Here is a 23,008-nt window from a genome sequence, read left to right as displayed (position 1 = left end):
GTATGGGTATCGGCGTCCTCGGCCCACTGGAGCTCGACGGAGCGGAGTCCGCTCTCGGGCTGCGAGACCGCGTCGTGCTGCAGGCACTCGCTGTGCGCCACGGACTGCCGGTCAGCGCCGACACCCTCGCCGAGGCGCTGTGGGGCGAGAGCCCTCCGAGCTCCTGGACCAAGATCGTCCAGGGATGCGTCGTCCGACTGCGCAAGGCACTGGGCGCTGACACCATCGAGACCTCGACCCAGGGCTACCGGCTCCAGGTCCACCGTGACCACCTCGACCACGTCCGCTTCGAACACCTCCTGGACCGCGGCCGTCAGCTGACGGGCGCCCGCGAACCCGACCGCGCGGCATACCTATTGCGTGAGGCGCTCGAGCTCTGGCGAGGCGAGCCCTTCGCCGAGCTGGTCGAGTGGGCGCCGGGTCGGGCGGAAGCCGAGCGGCTCGTCGAGCTGCGGCACGACGCCGAGGACCTGCTCACCGAAGCCCAGCTGCTTGCCGGGAGGCACGGCGACGTCCTGGGTGAGCTGCACCGCATGGTCACCCAGCAACCCACCCGTGAGCGGCGGTGGGGCCTCCTCGCCCTCGCGCAGTACCAAGCCGGCCGCCAGGCGGAGGCCCTTGCGACGCTCCAACGCGCCCGCGCCACCCTCGTCAACGAGTTCGGACTCGACCCGGGACCACAGCTCGCCGAGCTCGAGAAGGCGATCCTGCGCCAGGACCCCGCACTGGTCACCCAGGGCGCCGCACCCGTGACGGAGGCGGTCTGTCCCTACCTCGGACTGGTCGCCTACGACGTCGATGACGCCCCGGCATACTTCGGCCGCGAGGCGGACGTGGTGGCCTGTCTGCAACGGCTCGACGCGGTCGGCGTCCTGGCCGTCGTGGGGCCGTCCGGATGTGGCAAGTCCTCGCTGATCCGGGCAGGGGTGGCCGCGGCGCTGGTGCGCGACGGCCACAACCTGAAGATCGTCACGCCCGGAGCCCACCCGGAGGAGGTGCTGGCCCAGGCGCCCTCGCGGCCCGGCGCGGTGTTCGTGGTCGACCAGTGCGAGGAAGCCCTGAGCCTGCCGGAGGCCTCCCCGGAGCGCGAAGCGTTCTTCGCGGGACTGGTCCAGTTCGCTGCCCGTGGTCGGCTCGTCCTCTCGCTGCGCGCGGACCGGCTCGGGGAGCTCGCTGTGCATCCCGAGTTCGCGCACCTGGCGGAGAAGGGGCTCTACCTGTTGGGCGGCATGGGAGCTGTCGAGCTGCGCAGCGCGATCGAGGGTCCTGCCGCGCAGGCGGGGCTGAGGCTGGAGCCGGGGCTGGTGGACCTGCTGGTGCGCGAGGTCGAGGGGTCGCCGGGGGCACTGCCCCTCCTGTCTCACGTGTTGCGCCAGACGTGGCGGCGCCGCGAGGGCGACACCCTGACCGTGCAGGGGTATGCCGCGACCGGAGGTGTGCGCGAAGCCGTCGCCCAGTCCGCCGAACGGCTCTACCGCGAGCTGTCCGTGAGTCAGCAGGGCATGCTCCGCGACCTGATGGTGCGGCTGGTCTCGTCGGACGATGCCGGTGAACCCGTGCGCACCCGGGTTTCGCGACGGATCGCGGCCTCGGACGAGGAGCACACCGCGGTGGTGGAGGCCCTGGTGGGCGCTCGACTGCTCAGCAGCGACGGCGACACCGTCGAGATCGCCCACGAGTCCTTGGCCGTCGCGTGGCCGCGGCTGCGGTCGTGGCTGGACGACGACGTCGACGGACTGCGGATCATGCGCCACCTCACCGTGGCCGCCGAGAGCTGGGACCAGTTGGCACGACCTGACAGCGAGCTCTACCGCGGGGTCCGGCAGGCCCGCGCAGCGGAATGGCGACGAGGCCACGACCCGGAGCTGACGCCTCCGGAGCGGGCCTTCCTCGACGCCTCGGCCGAGCTGGCCGAGACCGAGCAGCGCGCCACGGAGGAACAGGTCCGCCGGGAACGCCGCTCCAACCAGCGGCTCCGTGCCGGCCTCGCAGCAGTCGCGGCACTGCTCGCGGTGGCGATCGTCGCCGGCGCACTGGCCAAGACCGCCGCAGACCGGGCCGACCAGCAGTCGACCGTGGCCGACGCACGACGTCTCGGCGCCGAGGCGATCCGTGCGCCCAACATGGACGTGGCGCTGCTCCTGGCGGTCGCCGCGACCCGGCTCGACGACTCCCCCGACACGCGAACCAACCTCAGCGCCGTGCTGGACCGCTCGCCCGACCTCATCGGCACGGCGGGGGTGCTCTCGCCGAATGCGGTATCGGTGCGGCCGGACGGGCGGACCGTGGCAGTCGGCGGAAACACCACCGGAGTCACCGTCTTCGACGCCGTCACTCGAGCCGAGGTCGCTCGCAACCACGACCTGCCCGCCCGGGCGGTCCGCTTCAACCCCGACGGCTCCCAGCTGGTGGCCTCGGTCAACCCCTGGACGAAAACAGGGGAGCGTAGCGTCGACCCGGTCCCCCTGCGGATGCTCGACCCCGAGACGGCCGCGCTGTCCGACACCCAGCTGGGCGGCATGCCCATCGGACGGGTGGTCCACGGCAGCTTCGGCTTCAGTCACAACGGTCGCTGGCTGGCAGCAGGGTTCATCCACCCGGTTGAGACGGACGAGGACACCTGGTTCCGGGTGTGGGATACCCGGGCCCTCGATCGCCCGGTGGCGGCCTTCACTGCCCACCTGCTGACCCAGGCCGGACTCGCCGTGAGCGACGACGGCAGGCGCCTGTTCTCGAACGCCTATGACAACAGCATCCATGCGTTCGACGTGAAGACCGGCCGGGAGTTCGGCGCCATGTCAGCCAACGGCGCGTTCGCCCTCAGCCCCGATGGCTCGACTCTCGCCGTGGCCCGTGACAACCAGCTGGCCCTGCTCGACCCCAAGTCGCTGAAGGTGCGGTCCGCGATCGACGAGGGTGGCGAGGTGGACAGCGTCGTGTACTCGCCCAAGGGGGACCTGCTCAGCTACATGGTCGGCGAGACTCTCGTGGTGTCACCGGTAGGCATTGCTGGAGGAACGCACGTCCGGTGGGATGGGGTAGGGGGCTCTGCGGAGTTCAGCCCGGACGGACGGACCATCTGGACCACGCGGGGCGAGCTGCTGATGGCCTACGACCTCGTGGGCGATCGCCGCTTCGTGCGCTCTGTGTCCGTCCAACCGCATCCCGCCTCGGCACGGCTCGAGTACCCGGCGGTGTCTCCCGACGGGCAGAAGGTTGGGTACCTCGTCTCCGACGGCGAGGAGTCGTTCGGCGTGCAGTTCCTCGACGTGTTGTCGGGGACCTGGACTCCGCCATCGGCGTTGAGACCGAGCAATGCGTACTTCTCCGACCTCGCGTGGCGGACGGACAGCGCGGTCTTGGCCAGCGACTGGAACGACAAGTGGGTCGACCTGTGGGACGGGGTCACCGGGAAGGCTGCGGGGAGGCACCGGGTGCCCGACCGCTTCGGAGTCGCCGACTCGGTCAGGATCAGCGGAGACGGCACACGACTCGTGGTGGGAACGCACAAGGGCTGGGCGTACTCCGCCGACGCCACCACGCTGCAGATCCTCGGCAAGCCCGTTCAGGTGAAGGCCGACCTGCCCACCTATGGCCTCGCCACGAACCGTGACGGCACGCAGGCGCTGGTGCGGGTCGACAACGAGGTGCGGTTGTTGGACCTCATGCAGGGGCGGGTGACCAAGACTGCGGAGCTCGACTTCTTCCCCGAGTTCTGGGCGTGGACGCCCGATCAGACGGACATCGTCGTCGTCGGGAGCCTCCAGTCCATGGGCGGCGGTGCCATCGTGCTCCTGGGCCCGAGCGACCTGTCCATCAGGGTCAAGAAGTCCGGGCCGAACCTGATCTGGGGCGGGATCCATTTCTCACCAGAGGGAGATCGGTTCATGACCACCGGGCTGGACCGCGCCGGCCTCTGGGACGTGGCGACGGCGAGCCTGTTGGGCTCGGTCGGTATCGAGGGCACCAGCTACGCAGGGTTTGCCCACGGCACCTCGGAGGTGCTCATCGCCTCGCCGGACGGAAAGGTCTCCCTCTGGGACCCACGGCCCGAGACCGCGGTCAAGGCCGCCTGCCGGATCGCGGGACGCGACCTGACCGACGAGGAATGGCGCACCTACCTGCCCGACCGCGAACGCGTGAAGGTCTGCTGAGACAGTGGGAATCGGCGTCCTGGGTCCACTGGAGCTCGACGGAGCGGAGTCCGCTCTCGGGCTGCGAGACCGCGTCGTGCTGCAGGCCCTGGCCGTGCGTCACGGCCGACCGGTGAGTGCTGACACCCTCGCCGAGGCACTGTGGGCCGACGACCCTCCGACCTCGTGGACCAAGGTCGTACAGGGCTGCGTCGTCCGGCTGCGCAAAGCGCTCGGCGCCGACACCATCGAGACCTCGACGCAGGGCTACCGGCTCCAGGTCCACCGTGACCACCTCGACCACCTGCGATTCGAACACCTCCTGGAGCGGGCGCGTCAGCTGACGGCTGGCGGCGAACCGGACCGCGCGGCATACCTGTTGCGTGAGGCGCTCGAGCTCTGGCGAGGCGAGCCGTTCGCCGAGCTGGTCGAGTGGGCGCCCGGGCGCGCGGAGGCCGAGCGGCTGGTCGAGCTGCGGCACGACGCCGAGGACCTGCTCACCGAGGCGCAGCTGCTGGCCGGACACCACCGCGAGGCCATCGCGCCGGCGCTGCGCCTCGTCCACGAGCAGCCGATGCGCGAGCGCCGCTGGGGGCTGCTCGCGTTGGCGCAGTACCAGGGCGGCCGCCAGGGCGACGCCCTGCAGACCCTGCAGCAGGCCCGCCGGGTGCTGGTCGACGAGCTCGGCCTGGACCCCGGTGACGACCTCGTCGCGCTCGAGCGGGCCATCCTCAACCAGGACCCCTCCCTCGCCGTCGCGGCAGCCATCCCCGAGGCGACGTCCGAGTGCCCCTACCTGGGGCTGGTGGCCTACGACGTCAGCGACGCCGCGGCCTTCTTCGGGCGGGAGGAGGTGACGGCAGCCTGTCTGCGCCGCCTCGACCAGGCCGGCGTTCTCGCCGTGGTGGGACCGTCTGGATCGGGCAAGTCGTCGCTCGCCCGGGCCGGCGTGGCCGCCGCCCTGGAACGCGACGGCCGGGTCGTGCACGTGCTCACACCGGGCATCCACCCGATGAAGGCCCTGAGCGGCGTCCCCACCCGTCCGGGCACGGTGCTCGTCGTGGACCAGTGCGAGGAGGTGCTCGCCGTCGACGAGGCCTCGCCGGAGCGATCCGAGTTCTTCGCGGCCCTGGTCGAGTTCGCCCAGCGCCACCCGCTGGTGGTCACGTTGCGCGCGGACCGGCTGGGTGAGCTGTCTCCCCACGGCGACTTCGCACGCCTCGTCGAGTCTGGCCTCTACCTGCTGGGCCCGATGACCGAGCCCGACCTGCGACGGGCCATCGAGGGCCCCGCCGCCCAGGCGGGACTGCGGCTCGAACCGGGGCTGGTCGACCTGCTCGTGCGCGAGGTCGTGGGGCAGCCCGCCGCACTCCCGCTCCTGTCCCACGTGCTTCGCCAGACGTGGCGCCACCGCGAGGGCGGCACCCTGACGGTCGAGGGGTACGCCGCGACGGGTGGCCTTCGCGAGGCGGTGGCGCAGTCCGCAGAGGGGGTCTTCCGCGCACTGGACCCGGAGCGCCAGGCGATGCTCCGGGACCTGATGCTGAGGCTGGTGACACCTGACGAGGGCGGCGACCCGGTGCGCACCCGGGTTCCTCGTCGGTCGGTCACCGGGGACGAGCAACACCAGAAGCTGGTGGAGCAGCTGGTCGGAGCTCGGCTCTTGGCCACGGACGGTGACACCGTGGAGATCGCGCACGAGTCTCTCGCGGCGGCGTGGCCGCGCCTGCGGTCGTGGCTGGATGAGGACGTCGACGGGTTGCGCACGCTACGCCACCTCACGGTCGCGGCCGAGAGCTGGGACGAGCTCGGTCGCCCCGACAGCGAGCTGTACCGCGGCGTCCGCCAGGCGCGCGCGGCTGAATGGCACCAGCGGGCCAGTGCCACGCTGACGGACATCGAACGTGACTTCCTGCACGACTCCGCTGCGCTGGCGGAGAAGGAGCAACGGGCCACCGAGGCGCAGGTGCGGCGGGAGCGGCAGCTCAACCAGCGGCTCCGCCTCGGTCTGGCGGCTGTCGCGGCCCTGCTGGCCGTCGCGATCGTCGCCGGGGCTGTGGCGTTCACCGCCCGGGACAAAGCCGACCGCCAAGCCGCGGCGGCGTCCGCGAAGGCGCGTGCCGCGGACGCCCGTCGTCTCGGTGCGGAGGCACTGCGGTCCGACGAGGTCGACCGGTCGCTGCTCCTCGCCGCGGCGGGGGTCTCGCTGGACGACTCCGTGGACACGCGGACGAACCTGCTGGCCACCCTCGACCGCGCCCCGGCGCTCACCGGAAGCGCTCGAAGCGCCGGCAGGATCTTCCACCTGGCGGTCAACACCGCAACGGACCAGGTGGCGGTCATGGCCGCTGACGGCACCGGACTCGAGCTCTATGACGGACCGACCCTGCGCCGTGTCTCGCTGCCGGAGAAGCTCGTCGGCGGATCGGTCGTGGCCCGACCGGATGGTCAGGGCTACGCGGTGACGATCTCGGGCGACCTGGTCGAGGACGGGAAGGAGCCGCCCGTCCTGCTGCTGGACCGAACCGGCGCCCGGTCCGCGGTCCAGCTGGGGGGCATCCCCGCCCGGTACCAGGTCCTCGACATGGGCTTCCCCCGCCGCTGGTACCTCGGCTACTCCCCCACCAGTCGATGGTTCGCGGTGTCCCTCGTGCGCATGCCGGAGGACGGACGCACCCTCACCTTCGTCTGGGACCTCAAGTCCCCCAGCCGGCCGGTGGCACGGCTCGAGCTCGGGTGGGTGGGCAGCGCGGCGACCATCAGCCCGGACGGGCGCACCTTGTTCTCGGGCGCCTACGGCCTGGACCTCGTGCCCGGTGGAAAGGGCCGCCTCCTCGTCACCGACCTCCCCAGCGGGACGACGCGCCGGGCCCTGGCCCCGGCCGACCTCGCGGTCCGTCAGCTGGACGACGTGCTGGCGCAGAGCCCGGACGGCCGGACCCTGGCGGTGGGTGCCGGTGTCGAGGTGGTCCTGGTGGACACCGCCACCCTGAAGGCGCGAGCTCACCTCTCCGGACAGGGCGCGACCCAGGCCCTGGCCTTCTCGCCGGACGGCACCCACCTGGCGGCGAGCGGCGACCGCCTGACGGTGTGGGACCTGAGTGGTGACGATCCGGTGGAGGTGCTTGCCCAGGACGGGGACGCCGACGACCCTGCGTTCAGCCGCGACGGGAAGACCCTCTACACCAAGACCATCGGGGGACTCATCCAGGCGTGGGACCTCGCCGGCAGCCGCCGCTTCCTCCGGGCGGGGCCCAGTGAGCATCTGGACTGGCCCGACTACTGGGGCCGGTTCTCCCCTGACCGGTCCAAGGTCGCCTACGTGCGAAACGGACCTCGGTTCCGCGTCCGTGACGTCACGACCGGCAAGCTCGGTCCGGAGGTCGCCCCCGCCATGGCGCAGGGGGGCTACATGGACATCGCCTGGCACCCCGACAGCACCATCCTCAACATGACCTCCGGTGACCCGTCGGTCCGGACCTGGGACAGCACCACAGGCCGTCAGCTCGCCGAACGACGGCTTGCACCCGCTCCGTCCGACGAAGCTGCCGCCGTCGCCTTCTTCAGCCTCGACGGGAAGTACCTGCTCGTCGGCAGCAGTGCGGGGCGGCTCCACGTGCTCGACGCCCACACGCTCGTCCCCACCCGAAAACCGATCCAGGTGTACAAGAAGGCGAAAGGCGAGCCTGATCCGCAAGCCGTCGAGAACTTCGTCCCGAGCGGGGACCACCACACGGCATACCTCAACGACGCCATCGTGGACTATGTCGCCGGGACGGTCCGTCCGATGCCGGACCTCGGCTTCCCGGTGGTGGACCTGTATCCCTCGCCCGACGGAAAGCGCTTGATCGTGGGCACCGGCCCGACCGGGACCGGGTTGCTCGACGCCACGACGATGACGTGGATCTCCCGACCGAGCGCGGCCCAGGCCGGGCTGGTGGGTTACCTGACTTCGTGGAGCGAGGACGGGGCGCTGGTCGCCAGTGTCAACGACGGCCACCTGAGCTACTGGGACGGACGGAAGGGCACCTTCCTCGGCACGGCGAGCGTGCCGTCGCCAGGGGCCCCGGCCTTCTCCGCGGACGACAGACGACTCCAATTCGCGGGCGACGACGGCTCCCTCCTCAGCTGGGACCTCGACCCCCGCTCGTGGGTCGCGGCAGCCTGCCGGCTCGCAGGACGCGCCCTGACCGAGCAGGAGTGGCACAACTACCTGCCGGAACGCTCGTTCCAGCCGGTCTGCGCCTCCTGACCAAGCAGAATGCCAGTGTGGCGCTCGCCGTCTGCCTCCTCTTCGACCCGGACACCGACCGGGCGATCCGACAGCTCTGGACGGCGCTGGAGGACGCCGGGATCGGCACGTTGCTGAGCCACACCCACCAGCGCCACGTGCCACACCTTTCGTATGCCGTGCTCCGCACCTTCGACGTCGAGGCGGTGGCCGGGGTTGTCGGAGGTCTTGCCGGTGGCCCGGCCCTCGACCTGCGGTTCGACGCCGTGGGGCTGTTCACCCGTGGGCGAGGCGCACTGTTGACGCCGGCCACCCGGGCGCTGCTCGACCGCCACCAGGCCGTGGTCACGGCCGTCAACGGCACCGGGGCGGATCTGCACTGGCACTACCGGCCGGGGCGATGGATTCCCCACTGCAGCCTCACCACCGGGACCAGCCAGGAGCTTCTGCCCACCGCCGCTGTCCGCGCCTTCGACGTGCTGCCCCTGGTCGGGCGGGCGGAGTCGGCAGCGCTGATCGACAGCGGCACCGGCCAGCGCTGGCCACTCGCCACCCTCCCCTGACCCCTTGCCGGTGTCGCCCTCGTGCTCCGCCGGTGTCAACCCGGTGTCAGGCCTGTTGACGCCACCGTTGGGGAGGGTCACTGTCGGGACATGCGCATCGCGCTGCTCGGATCCTTGCAGGTCAACGACGGTCGGACGACTCTCGGTCCGCGCGACCGCGTCATCCTCCAAGCCCTGGCCACCCGACCCGGCACCGAGCTCAGTGCCGAGGCTCTCGCGGAGACGCTGTGGGGCGAGGACCTGCCCGGGACCTGGCAGAAGGTCGTGCAGGGCTGCATCGTCAGGCTTCGCAAGTCCCTCGGCGCGGAGGCGATCCAGACTTCACCGCGTGGCTACCGCTTGGTCCTGCACCAGGACGAGGTGGACCACCTCCACTTCGAGCACCTCCTCTCTCGGGCTCGCGAGCTGCTGGCGAACGGGGAGCCCGAGCGGGCCCTCTACGTGTCGGGACAGGCCCGGGAGCTCTGGCGCGGGGAGCCGCTCGTCGACCTCGCGGACTGGGGCCCCGGCAGGGTCGAGGCCGAGCGGCTCGTCGAGCTCTGGCGCGACGCCGAGGATCTCCACGCGGAAGCGGGCCTGAGGTCCGGTCGCTACCAGGACGTCCTCGGAGACGCCCTGCGCATGGTCGCCGAGCAGCCGACCCGCGAACGGCGCTGGGGCCTCCTGGCCCTCGCGCAGTACCAGGCGGGCCGACAGGGGGATGCCCTCCAGACACTGCACCGCGCCAAGGCAACCCTCGTCAACGAGCTGGGCCTCGACCCCGGCCCAGAGCTCGCCCAGCTGGAGCAGGCGATCCTGCGCCAGGACCCTTCGCTGGCCGCCGAGACGGTCCTGCCGCCAACCAGTGCCGAGTGCCCCTACCTGGGCCTGGTTGCCTACGACGTCGCCGACGCCCCGGCGTTCTTCGGTCGCGAAGCCGACATCTCCGCCTGCCTGCGGCGCCTTGACGAGGGCCACGTCCTCGCCGTGGTCGGGCCTTCTGGATGTGGCAAGTCATCCTTGGCCCGTGCCGGCGTCGCCGCCGCGCTGGAGCGGGACGGACGCAGGGTCAGGGTGTTCTCTCCCGGCATTCACCCCACCGACTCACTGGCCGCCACGAACCCCCGCGCGACCGACGTCCTCGTCGTCGACCAGTGCGAGGAGGCTCTCGCGCTCGACCCCGACTCGAGCGAGCGCACGGAGTTCTTCGACCAGCTCGTCGCCTTCGCCACGCGAGGGCGCGGCGTCCTGGTCATCTCGATCCGGGCGGACCGGCTCGGCGAGCTCTCCGCTCACCCGGAGTTCGCCCGACTCGTCGAACGCGGGTTGTACCTGCTCGGTGGCATGACCCAGCCCGACCTGCGGCTCGCGATCGAGGGGCCAGCAGCGCAGGCGGGACTGCGGCTCGAGCCCGGCCTCGTCGACCTGCTCGTCCGCGAGGTCCAGGACGAACCGGCTGCCCTCCCGCTGCTGTCCCACGTCCTGCGCCAGACCTGGAAACGACGCGAGGGCCAGACGCTGACCGTCGCCGGCTACACCGCCACGGGCGGTATCCGGGAGGCGGTCTCCCAGTCGGCCGAGGGCCTCTTCCGCGACCTCACGCCCGGGCAGCAGGGAGTGCTCCGCGACCTCATGGTGCGGCTCGTCGCCCCCGACGACCTCGGCGAACCGGTGCGACAGCGGGTCCCACGCCGTTCGGTCGCCACCGACGAAGACCACACCCTGCTGATCGAGCGGCTGGTTGGCGCCCGCCTGCTCAGCACCGACGGCGAGACAGTGGAGATCGCCCACGAGGCGTTGGCCATGGCGTGGCCGCGGCTGCGGTCGTGGCTGGACGACGACGTCGACGGACTGCGCATCATGCGCCACCTCTCGGTCGCGGCAACCAGCTGGGACGACCTCGGCCGCCCCGACAGCGAGCTCTACCGGGGCGTGCGCCAGGCGCGAGCAGTCGAGTGGCGCGACGGTGCCAACCCGTCCCTCACCACCGCAGAGCAGGACTTCCTGACGGCGGGGGCCGCTCTTGCCGACACCGAACAGCGTGCGACCGAGGAACAGGTGCGACGCGAACGCCGCTCCAACCAGCGTCTCCGCGCCGGGCTGGCTGCCGTCGCCGCCTTGCTGGCCGTCGCCATCGTGGCCGGGGCGCTGGCCAAGACCGCCGCGGACCGGGCGGACCAACAGGCCCTCGTGGCCGACGCCCGACGCCTCGGGGCCGAGGCGCTGCGGACCGACGACCTCGACCGCTCCCTGCTGCTCGCCGCCGCGGCGGTCACGCTCGACGACACGGTGGACACCCGGAACGCGCTGTTGGCGACCCTGGACCGGGCCCCGGCGCTGATCGGCAGCGTGCGCAGCAGAGGTCGCGTCTTCAGCATGGACGTCAACAACTCCACCGGCCAGGTCGCGACCGCCGCGTCCGACGACGTGGGGCTCGAGCTGCGCGACGGCCGGACCCTGGACCCGGTCTCCACCCCGGCGAAGATCCTCGGGGTCGCGGTGGCCGCCAGCCCGGACGACGGTCGCTACGCCGTGTCGATGTGGACGGACCTGGTCGAGAGCGGCGGCGAGCCCCCCGTCGTCCTCCTCGAGAAGTCCGGAGCTCGGTCTGCCACGCAGCTCGGCGGCTTCCCGCCCGGGTACCACGCGTTCCAGAACCTGGGGTTCAGCCCCAACGGCCGCTGGCTGGTGGTCTCCATGTCGCACCTGCACGGCGAGAAGGGAGACGTCACCGCAGTGTGGGACCTGCGCTCGCCGGCCCAACCCGTGGCAACCCTGCAGCTGGGCGACGGGGTAGTCCCGAATGTCAGTCCCGACGGCCGCACCCTCTACTCGACCAACCCGGGCGGCGGACGGCTGGTGGTGACCGAGCTCCCGAGCGGCCGGACGCGACGGGTGATCGAGGCCCGTGATCTCGGCGTGCGCCAGCTCGAGGAGTCGCTGGTGCTGAGCCCGAACGGTCGGCTGCTGGCCGTCGGTGCCGGGGTGGAGACCGTCCTGGTGGACACTGCCACGCTCCGGCCGCAGACCTACCTGTCCGGACAGGGCCCGCGGAGCGGAGTGGCCTTCTCCCGCGACGGCACGCGGGTGGCGGCCGCGGGAGACCGGCTGGTGGTCTGGGCGCTCGAAGGGCACGGTGCCCGCGAGATCCTCGCCCAGGACAGCCCCGTCGGCAGCCCACGGTTCAGCCTCGACGGGCGGACCCTGTACACCAGCACGTTCGCCGGGCTGGTCCAGGCCTGGGACCTCGAGGGGGACCGGCGGTTCCTCGCCTCGAGCGCCGGGGAGTCCCCGGGCATGGGCGAACCCCTTGTCCGCGTCTCCCCCGATGGCGACAAGGTGGGCTATGTCGAGGGGGGCCCAGCGCTCCGGATCCGCGACGTCGCCACGGGGAAGCTGGGTCCGTTGATGCGGCCCGAGATGCGCCAGCGGAGCTACATCGACCTCGCCTGGCACCGCGACAACAAGACCCTGAACATCACCACCGGTGATCCCGTGGTCCGCACGTTCGACGCCGCCACCGGCCGGGTGCTTGCCGCACACCAGCTTGCGTCGACGGACTCGAGCGAGGGCGCCGCGATCGCCTTCTTCAGCCCCGACGGGAAGTACCTGCTCGTCGGCAGCACCACCGGGAGGCTGCACGTCCTGGACGCCCACACCCTGGCGCCGGCACGTGAGCCAATCCAGGTGCGCGAGCACAAGCCGGGCCCGCCGGAGGGCCTGGCCCTGTCAGGGTTCATGCCCAGTGGCGACCTCCACAGCGTCTACACCAACGACCTCATCGTGGACTACGTCACCGGAAAGGTCTGGCCGATGCCCGACCTCGGCGCCACCGTGCAGCTCGCGGTCCCCTCGCCGGATGGCAGCCGCCTGCTCGTGGACCTGGGCGACGCCGGTGTCGGCCTGCTCGACGCCGCCTCCTTGACATGGATCTCCCGTCCCAACGCCGCGCAGGCGCACCTGGTCGGCTACTTCACCAAGTTCAGCGACGACGGCACCCTCGTTGCGAGCGTGGCCGAGGGCAAGCTGAGCCACTGGGACGCCCGCACCGGGGCGTACCTCGGCTCCGCGACGGTGAATGAGGATGGCGACCCTGCCTTCACGAAGGACAACAGCCACATCCTCTTCGCCGGAAGCAGCGGGACCGTGCTCACCTGGACCATCGCCCCCCAGTCCTGGTTGGCCACGGCCTGCCGACTGGCCGGGCGTCCGCTCACCGAGCAGGAGTGGCGCAACTACCTGCCGGACCGCCCGTTCGTGCCGGTCTGCTCGTCCTGACCGAGGTCGCGCAGCGCCTGCCGCAGGACCTCCTCGGCCGAGACACCCTGAGCCCGCGCCTCGGCGACAAGGGCGAGCAGCCGTGCCGCCAGGTCCCCCTCGGGGTCACCCACCGCGGACAGGTCGCCTCCGGTCCGCTCCCAGCGAGCCAGCACCTTGTCGGCGGCGAGCAGGCTGGGCAACGACCTGGGTATGCCGTGGAGCAGCCCTTGGTGCCCGTCCTCACCGCCACCGTGCGGCGCCTTCTGCGCGCGCTCCGCGGCCTTGATCTGCTCCCACGCCTGCTCCACCTCGGCGGGGGTGGAGGCGTCGCCGTCGGCAAAGACGTGGGGGTGCCGGCGGACCAGCTTCTCGATGATCGCGCCGGCGACGTCGTCGACGTCGAAGGGCTCGGTGTCGTGCTCCTGGGCCACGCGAGCCTGGAAGACCACCTGGAGCAGCACGTCGCCGAGCTCCTCGCGGATGTGGTCACGGTCACCGGACTCGATCGCCTCGGCCGCTTCGTGGCTCTCCTCGATGAGGTACTTCACCAGCGACTCGTGGGTCTGCTCGGCGTCCCAGGGGCAGCCGCCGGGCGACCGGAGCCGGTCCATGACGGCCACGAGGTCGAGCAACCGCGAGCCGGGAACGTCCCACGACGCCACGAGCACCTCCACCTCCGGCGGCGCACCCAGCCGGGACACCTCCGAGGCGATCGCGTCGGTGAGCCCCGGGTCCCCGTGGGCCGAGGACACCCAGACGACGTCGGCCGGCTGTGCAGCGGCATCCATGAGGGTGCGCGCCAGCTCGGGCGGGGCGACGTCACCGAGGTGACGCACCGGCATACCCGCCTCTGACACGGCGTCGGCCAGTGGTTCGCTCTTGTCGCGCGCGAGGATCTGGTCCGCGGCGTCCAGTGCCTGCCACGCGGCTCGGGTGAAGAGGCCGGCTGCGATCCGCGGACTGCCGACCAGCAGGGTCAGCCGACCTGGCACCTGACCCGGCACCTCACCCGGCACCTGGTCTCAGCCCGCGGGGGTGGTGGCGGGTGCCGGCTGCGTCGGCTCGGCCTTGATCCAGTTGGGCTGGCTGACGTCGAAGCGGACGTTCTTGGCGTCGAAGGTGCCGTAGCGCGGGTTGAGCGTCACCTTCGCCTTGGAGGCGAGCTCGACGACCTTGCCCTGCTCCACGCTGGTCAGCTGCTGGGACGACAGGCTCGACTTCACGAGCTCGAGGGTGGCCGGCACCGGGTCCACGATGTTGGCGATGGCGGCCTTGGCCGCGGAGTCGGACAGGCCCTTGCCGGACTCCTCGGCGACCTGGTTGATGAAGGAGGCCATCACCAGGCTCGAGAGAGCGCTGGCCGTGTTGAGCGACGAGTCGGGGTAGGCCTTGGTGATCTGGGTGGTGGCCTCCTGGACCTCCTGCTCGCTGATCCGGTGTCCGTTGACGACCGCGGCGGTGTCGGCGGTCGCACAGCCGGACACGGCCAGCACCCCGACGACGACTGCCGTCACGATCGACCCACGCAGCGCACTCAATGCCTTCACGGACTACATCCTTCACTCGGTACAACGTGTGGTGGCTCAGCGGGCCGAAACCGTGTCCTGACCGGTGGCGACCCGGGCGGCGTCTGCGACGCTGCCCAGCAGCACGCCTCGGATGAGGTCACTGGCCCACTGCAAGACTGCCGTGTCGCGCAGCGGTTGGCCACCCACCCGAGCCGTCATCGGCTTCGGCACCAGAATGGTATGCAGCGCGTCCTTGACGAGCGACTTCGGGTAGAGCCGCTGCAGCCGCAGCTGCGCCGACTCGGGGAGGTCGACCGGCCCGAACCGGACGAAGTTGCCCTGCACCGAGATGTCCGCGACCCCTGCCTGCCGGGCCACCGTGCGCAGCCGAGCCACCTCCATGAGGTTGCGGACCGGCTCGGGCAGCGGGCCATAGCGGTCGACCAGCTCGGCCTCGATGTCGGCGAGCGCCTGTTCGTCGAGGACGCTGGCCAGCTTCTTGTAGGCCTCGAGGCGCAACCGCTCCCCAGGGACGTACTCGTGGGGAAGGTGGGCATCGACCGGGAGCTCGATCTTGATCTCGCCGGGCGCCGTCTCGCCGTCACCCCGGAAGTCGGCCACCGCTTCTCCGACGAGGCGTACGTAGAGGTCGAAGCCCACGCCGGCGATGTGCCCGGACTGCTCCCCGCCGAGCAGGTTGCCGGCGCCGCGGATCTCGAGGTCCTTCATGGCGATCTGGATGCCGGCACCGAGGTCGGTGTGGCTGGCCATGGTCTGCAGCCGGTCGTGGGCCGTCTCGGTCATCGGCTTCTCGGGTGGGTAGAGGAAGTAGCAGTAGGCCCGCTCGCGGCCTCGCCCGACCCGGCCGCGGAGCTGGTGCAGCTGGGAGAGGCCGAGGACGTCGGAGCGCTCGACGATGAGCGTGTTGGCGTTGGAGATGTCGAGGCCGGTCTCGACGATCGTCGTGCAGACCAGCACGTCGAACTTCTTGTCCCAGAAGTCGAGGACGACCTGCTCCAGCCTGTGCTCGCCCATCTTGCCGTGGGCGGTCGCCACGCGGGCCTCCGGCACGAGCTCGCGGATGCGGCTGGCGGCGCGCTCGATCGTCGACACCTTGTTGTGGACGAGGAAGACCTGCCCCTCGCGGAGCAGCTCGCGCCGGATGGCGGCCACGATCTGCTTCTCGTCGTAGGCACCGACATAGGTCAGGACCGGGTGCCGCTCCTCAGGAGGCGTGGCCAGCGTCGACATCTCGCGTATGCCGGTCACGGCCATCTCGAGCGTGCGCGGGATGGGGGTGGCCGACATGGCGAGCACGTCGACGGCGGTCCGCAGGGTCTTGAGCTGTTCCTTGTGCTCGACGCCGAAGCGCTGTTCCTCGTCGATGACAACGAGCCCGAGGTCCTTGTACTGGATCGTGCCGCCGAGCAGCCGGTGCGTTCCGATGACGAGGTCGACGCTGCCGTTGGCGAGGCCGGCGATCGTCTCGCGGGCCTCCTTGTCGCTCTGGAAGCGCGACAACGGGCGCACGACCACAGGGAACTGCTGATAGCGCTCGGTGAAGGTCTGCAGGTGCTGCTGGACCAGCAGCGTGGTCGGCACGAGCACGGCCACCTGCTTGCCGTCCTGGATCGCCTTGAACGCGGCGCGCACGGCGATCTCGGTCTTGCCGTAGCCGACGTCTCCGCAGATGAGGCGGTCCATCGGCACGGTGCGCTCCATGTCGGACTTGACCTCGTCGATCGAGCTGAGCTGGTCGGGGGTCTCGACGTAGGAGAACGCGTCCTCGAGCTCACGCTGCCAGGGGGTGTCCGGCGCGAAGGCATGGCCCTTGGTGGCCATCCGGGCCGAGTAGAGCTGGATCAGCTCGGCCGCGATCTGCTTGACGTACTTGCGCGCCCGGCCCTTGGTCTTGGCCCAGTCGCTGCCGCCCATCTTGTTGAGCGTGGGCATCTCGCCACCCACGTAGCGGGTGACCTGGTCGAGCTGGTCGGTGGGCACGAAGAGCCGGTCGCCCGGTTGACCCCGCTTGCCCGGGGCGTACTCGATGAGGAGGTACTCCCGGGTGGCGGCACCGATGGTGCGCTGTACCATCTCGACGAACTTGCCGACACCGTGCTGCTCGTGGACGACGTAGTCGCCCGGCTTGAGCTGGAGCGGGTCCACCTGGTTGCGCCGACGCGAGGGCATCTTGCGCATGTCCTTGGTGGAGCCACCCTGCCCCGGCGTGCCGGTGAGGTCGGTCTCGGTGATGAGGGCGAACTTGCTTGCAGGAGAGAGGAACCCGCTGCCGACGCTGCCCGTGGTCAGGTGAACCACGCCGTCGGAGAGGTCGGTCAGGTCGGCGTCGAGCCGCGCGGCGACGGACTCGTCGGCCAGCACCTCGGCGACGCGGCGGGCCAGCCCCGGCCCCTCCGTGACGACCACGACCCGCCAGCCGTCGGCGACCCAGCGCTGGAGGTCGGCGACGGCATCCGGGGTGCTGCCGCGGTACCGCGGCGCCTCCTCCAGGCCGGTGTTCACCACCACCGAGTCGCCCACGGCGAGCTCCTCGTCGGCGACGAACGGGCCGAGGTCCCACCACGGCATACCGGAGCCCTGGGCGTGGGCGCGGAGGTCGGCGAGGCTCCAGAACGACGCGGTGCCCAGGATCCCCTGCAGGTCGATCGGCACGGTGTTGCCGACGGCGGCGTTGGCCCAGCCGGCCTCGAGGAACTCCTGGCTCGTGGCCACGAGGTCGTGGGCGCGGGTGCGCACGCGTTCGGGGTCGCACAGGACCACGGCGGTGCCGTCGCGCAGGGTGTCGAGGACGCTCTCCATCCCGTCGACCAGGGCTGGGGCGAGGGACTCCATGCCCTCGACGGCGATGCCCTCGGCGAGCTTCGCGAGCAGGTCGACCGCTCCGGGCAGCTGGTCCATCAGGGCGGCGGCTCGAGCGCGCACCGAGTCGGTCAGCAGCACCTCGCGACAGGGCGGGGCCCAGAGCCCGTGCTCGGCGACCTCGAGGCTGCGCTGGTCGGCGACCTTGAACCAGCGGATCTCCTCGACCGTGTCGCCCCAGAACTCGACCCGCACCGGGTGGTCCTCGGTGGGCGGGAAGACATCGAGGATGCCGCCACGGACCGCGAACTCCCCGCGCCGCTCCACGAGGTCGGTGCGCGTGTATGCCGCGGCCGCGAGGTGCTCGACGACCTCCTCGAGGGGCGCGTCGTCGCCGGCCTTGAGGGCGACCGGGGCGAGGTCACCCAGGCCCTGCGAAACCGGTTGCAGCACGGCCCGCACCGGGGCCACGACGACGTCGAGCGGGCCGTAGGTCGGGTCGGAGGAGTCGGGGTGCTTGAGCCGGCGCAGCACGGCCAGCCGCTTGCCGACGGTGTCGCTGCGCGGGCTGAGCCGCTCGTGGGGCAGGGTCTCCCAGGCCGGGAACTCGGCGACGCGGTCGTGGTCGAGGAAGCACCCGAGCGCCGCGACCAGGTCCTCGGCCTCGCGCGTCGTCGCCGTCACCGCGAGGATCGGCCGACCACTGTCGCGGGCGAGCGCGGCGATGAGGGCCGGCCTGGCACCGGCCGTGACGGCCAGGTCGGCGACCTGCTCGCCCGCGCGGGCGACCGCGAGAGCCCGACCGACGGCGGCATCGGCACCGAGGAGGTCGAGCAGCGGGGCGAGGGTCATAACAAGGCTCCTGGAGACAGCTTGGCGGGGGCGCAGCGGCCGCGTGGGCAGCACGAAAGCCCCACATCAAACGACGTGCGGGTGGACGACGAATGGGGAGTGCCCACCACTCTAACCGCCGCCACCGACGGCCTCATCCAGCGACGACGACGCCTGGAACACTGGGGCGTCTACAGCATTCGCAGGTGTCAGGGGTCCCTGCGCGCTGGTTATGGTCGACGAGACCGTGGTGGGAGCCGCCGGGGCGCGGCGAGCGCGGCTGCCGGGGCACGAGGGAGGTTTTGCTGATGCGCAGGACTGCTTGGCTCCCGGTGGTTGGCGCCCTCGTCGTCGCCACGCTCACCGGCTGCACCGACTCCGGCTCGTCCACCGGGTCCGGAGCGACCGGTGCGCCGGCAGCTGCGTCAACGCAGGCGACAGCAGGCTCGGCCGCCCCCAGCGCGAAGGCGCCCGCCACCGGGAAGGCGTCCGCCACCAGTGCCCGGATCGTCAGGGACCCACGGGCGGCGATGCCTGTCATCACGCCCGGAAGGGTGGGGACGATCGGCTACGGCGCGCCCTCCGCGAAGGACAAGCAGCGGTTCGCTGCGGTCAGCAAGGCCTCGGCCCACGTGATCACCTCCTCGGCCATCCACTCGCTGACGGTCGCCGGCCGCGACGTGGGCGCTGTCGCGGTGTACACGACCAAGCGCGGAGTCGCGAAGAGCACGACCTTCCAGGACCAGTACGTCGTGCAGCTGCTCAACGCGGTCACCGCGTCGAAGTCGGCGCCGCGGTTCGTGAGGACGAAGGACGGGGTCATGGCCCTCACCACGGGTGCGCCCGCTGTGGCGGCCTGGTTCAAGGACGACCAGCTGACCCTCGTCTACAGGGACGGCACTTCACCGAACCTGGCCGCGCTGGCCCAAGGAGTGAGATCAGCCCCACTCAAGCAGTGAGCCCTTCGCCGCCCTGCAGGTTCAGCGCCGCCGTGCAGGTTCAGCGTGGAGCCTCCTTGCTGGAGCATCGGTGGGGACCTCACCGCATCGAGCTGCCGACGTCCTGTCCGTAGGGCTGTGCTCGCCAGACGTCCCAGGTCGCGGTGTTGCCCTGCGCGAGCACCATGAACGACCACGGGCCCACGTAGGTGTTGTCGAACCACTTGTTGTTCTGCGAGAAGGTGATTGCGCGCTGGACGACATCGCCGAGGTATGGCGACCAGTCAGGGGAGCTTCCGGAGTTGGAGAACAACCCCTGGTAGCCGCAGGTGTTCTCGACCGTGCAGGCTGCGCCGAGCCGGCCCGGGTCGAACGAGAAGGAGTTGTCATGGACCTGGACGTTCTGCGTCTTCCACCGACAGTCGCTGCGGTAGGGCGGGCGGCTCACCACGTCCTTCTTCGCACACTGCCCCACCGTCGCCTCCGGGTTCACCAGCGTCCCGTAGTCGCTGCTCGTGTTGCTGGGTGATCCGGCGAACCGATCAGCGTTCTCCCAGAGGACGACCCCACCCCAGTTGTCGATGAAGGTGTTGCGGGCGATGACGAAAGAGGCACCCACGGTGGGCTCGACGCGGGAGTCCTGGCCCGCCTCGGAGAGGTAGACCGCCCCCGCCGGGAAGCCAGGGTTGGCCGGCCCCTTGACCAGTGCATTGCGGATGAACGTGTTCGCGATGATCTCGGCGTTGTAGCTGATCTCGTACCACAGCGCTTCGCCGTCGTTCTCCGAGAAGTAGTTGCCCTGGAAGCGGAAGCCGACATTGTCGGTGTCCGCCCACAGTCCCACGCCCCGGTTGTCATGGACGTAGTTGTTGGTCACGACGGCACCTCGTGTGTCCCAGAACTTCCCCCCGGCGGTGCAGCCACAGCCGGGTTGACTCTCCTCCCAGTCGTCGGTGTTGTTGTCCGTGATCTCGTTGCGGTCGACCACGAGGTTCCGGCCACCGTCGGGTCGATAGGCGTTGAATCCGGACTGACCATTGCCTCGGATGCAGCTCAGCTCGAGGACGTTGTCGGTGCCCAGGAGCAACCCCGCCCCTGCATTGCCCTGCACCGTCACGTGCGAGAACACCCACCCGGTGGCGAAGTCGTGGTTGACCACGCCCTCGTTGAAGTTCTCGCCCGCGGAGCCGAACCCCTGGATCGTCAGGTAGGAGATGTGGACCCCCGCCTCCTGTCCACCAAAGGCATATTGGTTGAGGTGGCGACCGTCGATGATGGCCCCCGGCGCTCCCACGTAGCGGTTGCCGGCCTTCGGGTGGACCTGGTTGTACTGCCCGTCACCGAGATGGTGGGTGCCTGCGGCCAACCAGAACGTCGTGCCGGGGTCGTTGCTGTCGGTCACGGACTCGAGGTCGTCGGACAGCCCGACGACCACCGCACCCTGGGGCGCTGCGGCCGGGCCGCGCAGGAGCACGGAGTCGCACACCGCCACGGGCGGGCGGGCAGGTGCCTGCGTGGGCGCCACAGGCGCGGCACCTCCCGGGGGCCCGACGCCGGCCGGCTGGGTGGTCGACCCGTTGGCCGGCCGTGGTCCGACCCCGGCTCGGACGTCGCGCGGATGGCTGGCGGAGAGTGATCCCACCAGCAGGACGCCGACCGCCATGAGGACGAGTCTCGACCCTGTCACCGCGAATCCTGCGAATCCCGCGGAGACCCAGGCCGGACGCCGGGACGCGGGCGCAGCAGGAGGACCGAGCTCAGAGCGGAGCTCACGGCGAGCCCGACGAGGATGCCGCCGACCACGTCGGTCAACCAGTGCAGGCCGACGAAGAGCAGCGGGACGGTCACCACCATGGCGACCAACAGCAGGACTGCCCACTCCCAGAGGCGAATTCGCACCCGGAAGAGCATCAGCAGGCCGAAGATGCAGACCGTGATGGCCGCAGCGTGCCCAGAGGGAAAGCTGCCCCCACCGACTCCGAAGGCTCCCCCGGTGTCTGCTCGCTGGACGACCACCTTCGTCACGATGGTGATCAGGGCCGTCACGACTGACAACACGGCGACGACCGTCAACGGGCGCCAGGAGCGCCGGCGAACCGCGAAGAGGACAGCCACGACAGCGAGAGTGGAGAAGACGACGCGCGGCTCCAGTCCGTCGACGAGGTCTGCATTGATCCGCTGGGTACGTCCCCAGACCCCGCCCGGCCGGAAGAACCAGTAGACGCTGGAGTCGACTCCGCGAGTTCGCGCAGTCGTCACGAGTGCCGCGAGCGCCAGGTAGGCCAGTGCCGCCCCCATGGCGAGCGTCGATGACACGGCCGCCGCAGATGACACCGACGTCGCGGCGCCACTCGCCGAGCGGCTTCCCCCCTGTGTCATCCGGAGACCTCCCCACCTGGACCTCGAACCGGCAGGTTCCAGGGTGCACGGGGTCCGTGTCACCTGACGATCGAGTACGTGAAGTCTACCCGCCAGGGCAGCAGACTTCGCTGGATGCGGGTGGCGGCCGACCCGGCGTTCGGAGAGAATCGCAGACCGGGCGCCCGGCCCGGAACACCACACCACTCAAGGGGACTCGTGCAGCCAGCTCCAGTGCCGGAACCCACGATCGTCCTGGCGACCCTCCTGCGTGAGGCGGGGGGCTCCGGGGTCCAGAGCCACGTTGCCACCGTTCGCTCGTACGCACGGTCCAGCGGGCGTGCCGCCACCGTGGTGACACCGTTCTCCCAGAGGTCCCTGACCCGCATGCCGGTGTTCGGGGCACGCCTGGTCCTGGGTCGGATGAGCGGACCGTTGGGCGTGTGGTGGTACCGGCAGTGGCACGAGACCTACCTCCGGGGCGGGCTGTCAGCGCGCCTCGCCGAGACCGCCGGACCAGCTGTCGTGTATGCCCAGTGCCCGGTGTCCGCCAGTGCGGCGATGCGCGTGCGCAATGACGAACCCGTAGTCATGGCAGTCCATTTCAACATCTCGCAGGCCGACGAGTGGGCGGACAAGGGCGAGATCCCCAGAGCTGGTCGGACCTACTCGTCGATCCGGTCGTTCGAGGCAGACGTCCTGCCTCGGCTCGACGGCGTCGTCTACGTCTCGCAGTTCATGCGATCCCTGCTGGAGGAGCGGCTGCCAGCGCTGCGCGCGGTCCCAGGCGTCGTCATACCCAATGCCGTCGACATCGTGGACCGGCCACCCGTCACCCCGATCGCGGACCTCGTCACCGTCGGAGCACTGGAACCGCGCAAGAACCAGGGCTACCTTCTCGAGGTCCTGGCGGCCGCCGCCGAACGCGGCCATCGCTACACGCTCACGGTCATCGGCGACGGTCCGGACCGTGCCGGCCTGGAGAAGAGGGCCGCACTCCTCGGCCTCACCACCCAGGTGACCTTCGTCGGCTACCAACCCGATCCCCGGCCGATGGTCGCGGGCCATCAGGTGTACTGCCACGCCTCGCGCATGGAGAGCTTCGGGATAGCTCTCGTGGAGGCAATGGCCGAGGGTCTCCCCGTCCTCACGGCGCCTGTAGGGGGCATCCCCGAGATCCTCAGCCCCGGATTGGAGGGTGACTTCTGGCCACTCGACGACCCGGGCGCCGGCGCTGACCGGCTCATCGCCGTCATGTCGGACCCCGAGAGGCGCGTGGCCATGGGTGTCGCCGCCAAGGCACGCGCCCGGACCGAGTTCACGACGGCGGTGCAGGGCCCCAGGCTTCTCGACTTCCTCAGCGGAGCCGTGGTGCGCGACTGACCGG

Annotated in this window: 11 protein-coding genes; 6 read left to right on the top strand and 5 right to left on the bottom strand. The window is 70.9% G+C overall.

Translation table 11 applies throughout. The features are described from left to right. Positions 1-2 precede the first annotated feature (2 nt). The 4 genes from AC1DWP_RS11995 (at position 3) to AC1DWP_RS11980 (ending at position 13,184) form a co-directional block, all read left to right on the top strand. Entirely contained in the window at positions 3-4,154 is a 4,152-nt protein-coding gene (locus tag AC1DWP_RS11995) for an nSTAND1 domain-containing NTPase (protein WP_477614703.1), read from the top strand. Positions 4,155-4,158: 4 nt separating this feature from the next. After that, positions 4,159-8,385 carry an nSTAND1 domain-containing NTPase gene (locus AC1DWP_RS11990; protein WP_477614702.1) on the top strand — a complete coding sequence of 1,409 codons (4,227 nt, stop codon included), beginning with the start codon at positions 4,159-4,161 and terminating at the stop codon, positions 8,383-8,385. A 17-nt stretch (positions 8,386-8,402) separates the two neighbouring features. Next, positions 8,403-8,927: a 2'-5' RNA ligase family protein gene (locus AC1DWP_RS11985; protein WP_477614701.1), complete on the top strand. Its 525-nt coding sequence runs from the start codon at positions 8,403-8,405 to the stop codon at positions 8,925-8,927. A gap of 90 nt (positions 8,928-9,017) precedes the next feature. After that, positions 9,018-13,184: an nSTAND1 domain-containing NTPase gene (locus AC1DWP_RS11980; RefSeq protein WP_477614700.1), complete on the top strand. Its 4,167-nt coding sequence runs from the start codon at positions 9,018-9,020 to the stop codon at positions 13,182-13,184. Here the strand turns inward: AC1DWP_RS11980 and AC1DWP_RS11975 are convergent. Genes AC1DWP_RS11975 through mfd form a run of 3 tightly spaced genes read right to left on the bottom strand, consistent with a single transcriptional unit; the run spans position 13,142 to position 18,346 of the window. Further along, on the bottom strand, positions 13,142-14,158 hold the full coding sequence (locus AC1DWP_RS11975) for a MazG family protein (protein ID WP_477614699.1): 1,017 nt from the start codon (positions 14,156-14,158) through the stop codon (positions 13,142-13,144). The genes AC1DWP_RS11980 and AC1DWP_RS11975 overlap by 43 nt on opposite strands. Positions 14,159-14,188: 30 nt before the next feature. Beyond that, positions 14,189-14,713, bottom strand: coding sequence for a SurA N-terminal domain-containing protein (locus tag AC1DWP_RS11970; RefSeq protein ID WP_477614698.1), 525 nt, complete (start codon positions 14,711-14,713; stop codon positions 14,189-14,191). Between the two features lie 36 nt (positions 14,714-14,749). Next, a complete protein-coding gene (mfd, locus tag AC1DWP_RS11965) occupies positions 14,750-18,346 on the bottom strand; it encodes a transcription-repair coupling factor (protein WP_477614697.1) in 3,597 nt (1,198 codons plus the stop codon). Positions 18,347-18,633: 287 nt separating this feature from the next. On the opposite strand from mfd, the gene AC1DWP_RS11960 reads away from it, so the two are divergent. After that, positions 18,634-19,284: a hypothetical protein gene (locus tag AC1DWP_RS11960; protein WP_477614696.1), complete on the top strand. Its 651-nt coding sequence runs from the start codon at positions 18,634-18,636 to the stop codon at positions 19,282-19,284. A gap of 79 nt (positions 19,285-19,363) precedes the next feature. Here AC1DWP_RS11960 and AC1DWP_RS11955 read toward each other — a convergent pair whose 3' ends face one another. Beyond that, entirely contained in the window at positions 19,364-20,950 is a 1,587-nt protein-coding gene (locus AC1DWP_RS11955; protein ID WP_477614695.1) for a right-handed parallel beta-helix repeat-containing protein, read from the bottom strand. After that, complete coding sequence (locus AC1DWP_RS11950) at positions 20,947-21,579, bottom strand: phosphatase PAP2 family protein (RefSeq protein WP_477614694.1); 633 nt, start codon at positions 21,577-21,579, stop codon at positions 20,947-20,949. The genes AC1DWP_RS11955 and AC1DWP_RS11950 overlap by 4 nt, the downstream gene beginning before the upstream one ends. 276 nt (positions 21,580-21,855) lie before the next feature. Here AC1DWP_RS11950 and AC1DWP_RS11945 point away from each other — a divergent pair, with 276 nt between their 5' ends. Beyond that, positions 21,856-23,004 (top strand): glycosyltransferase family 4 protein, encoded by a 1,149-nt coding sequence (locus AC1DWP_RS11945; protein WP_477614693.1) that lies wholly within the window; start codon positions 21,856-21,858, stop codon positions 23,002-23,004. Positions 23,005-23,008 lie beyond the last annotated feature (4 nt).

The organism is Pedococcus sp. P2_F6, assembly GCF_056403675.1.
Note: the sequence above shows the minus strand (reverse complement) of the source record. Positions and strands in the feature narration are given on the sequence as shown.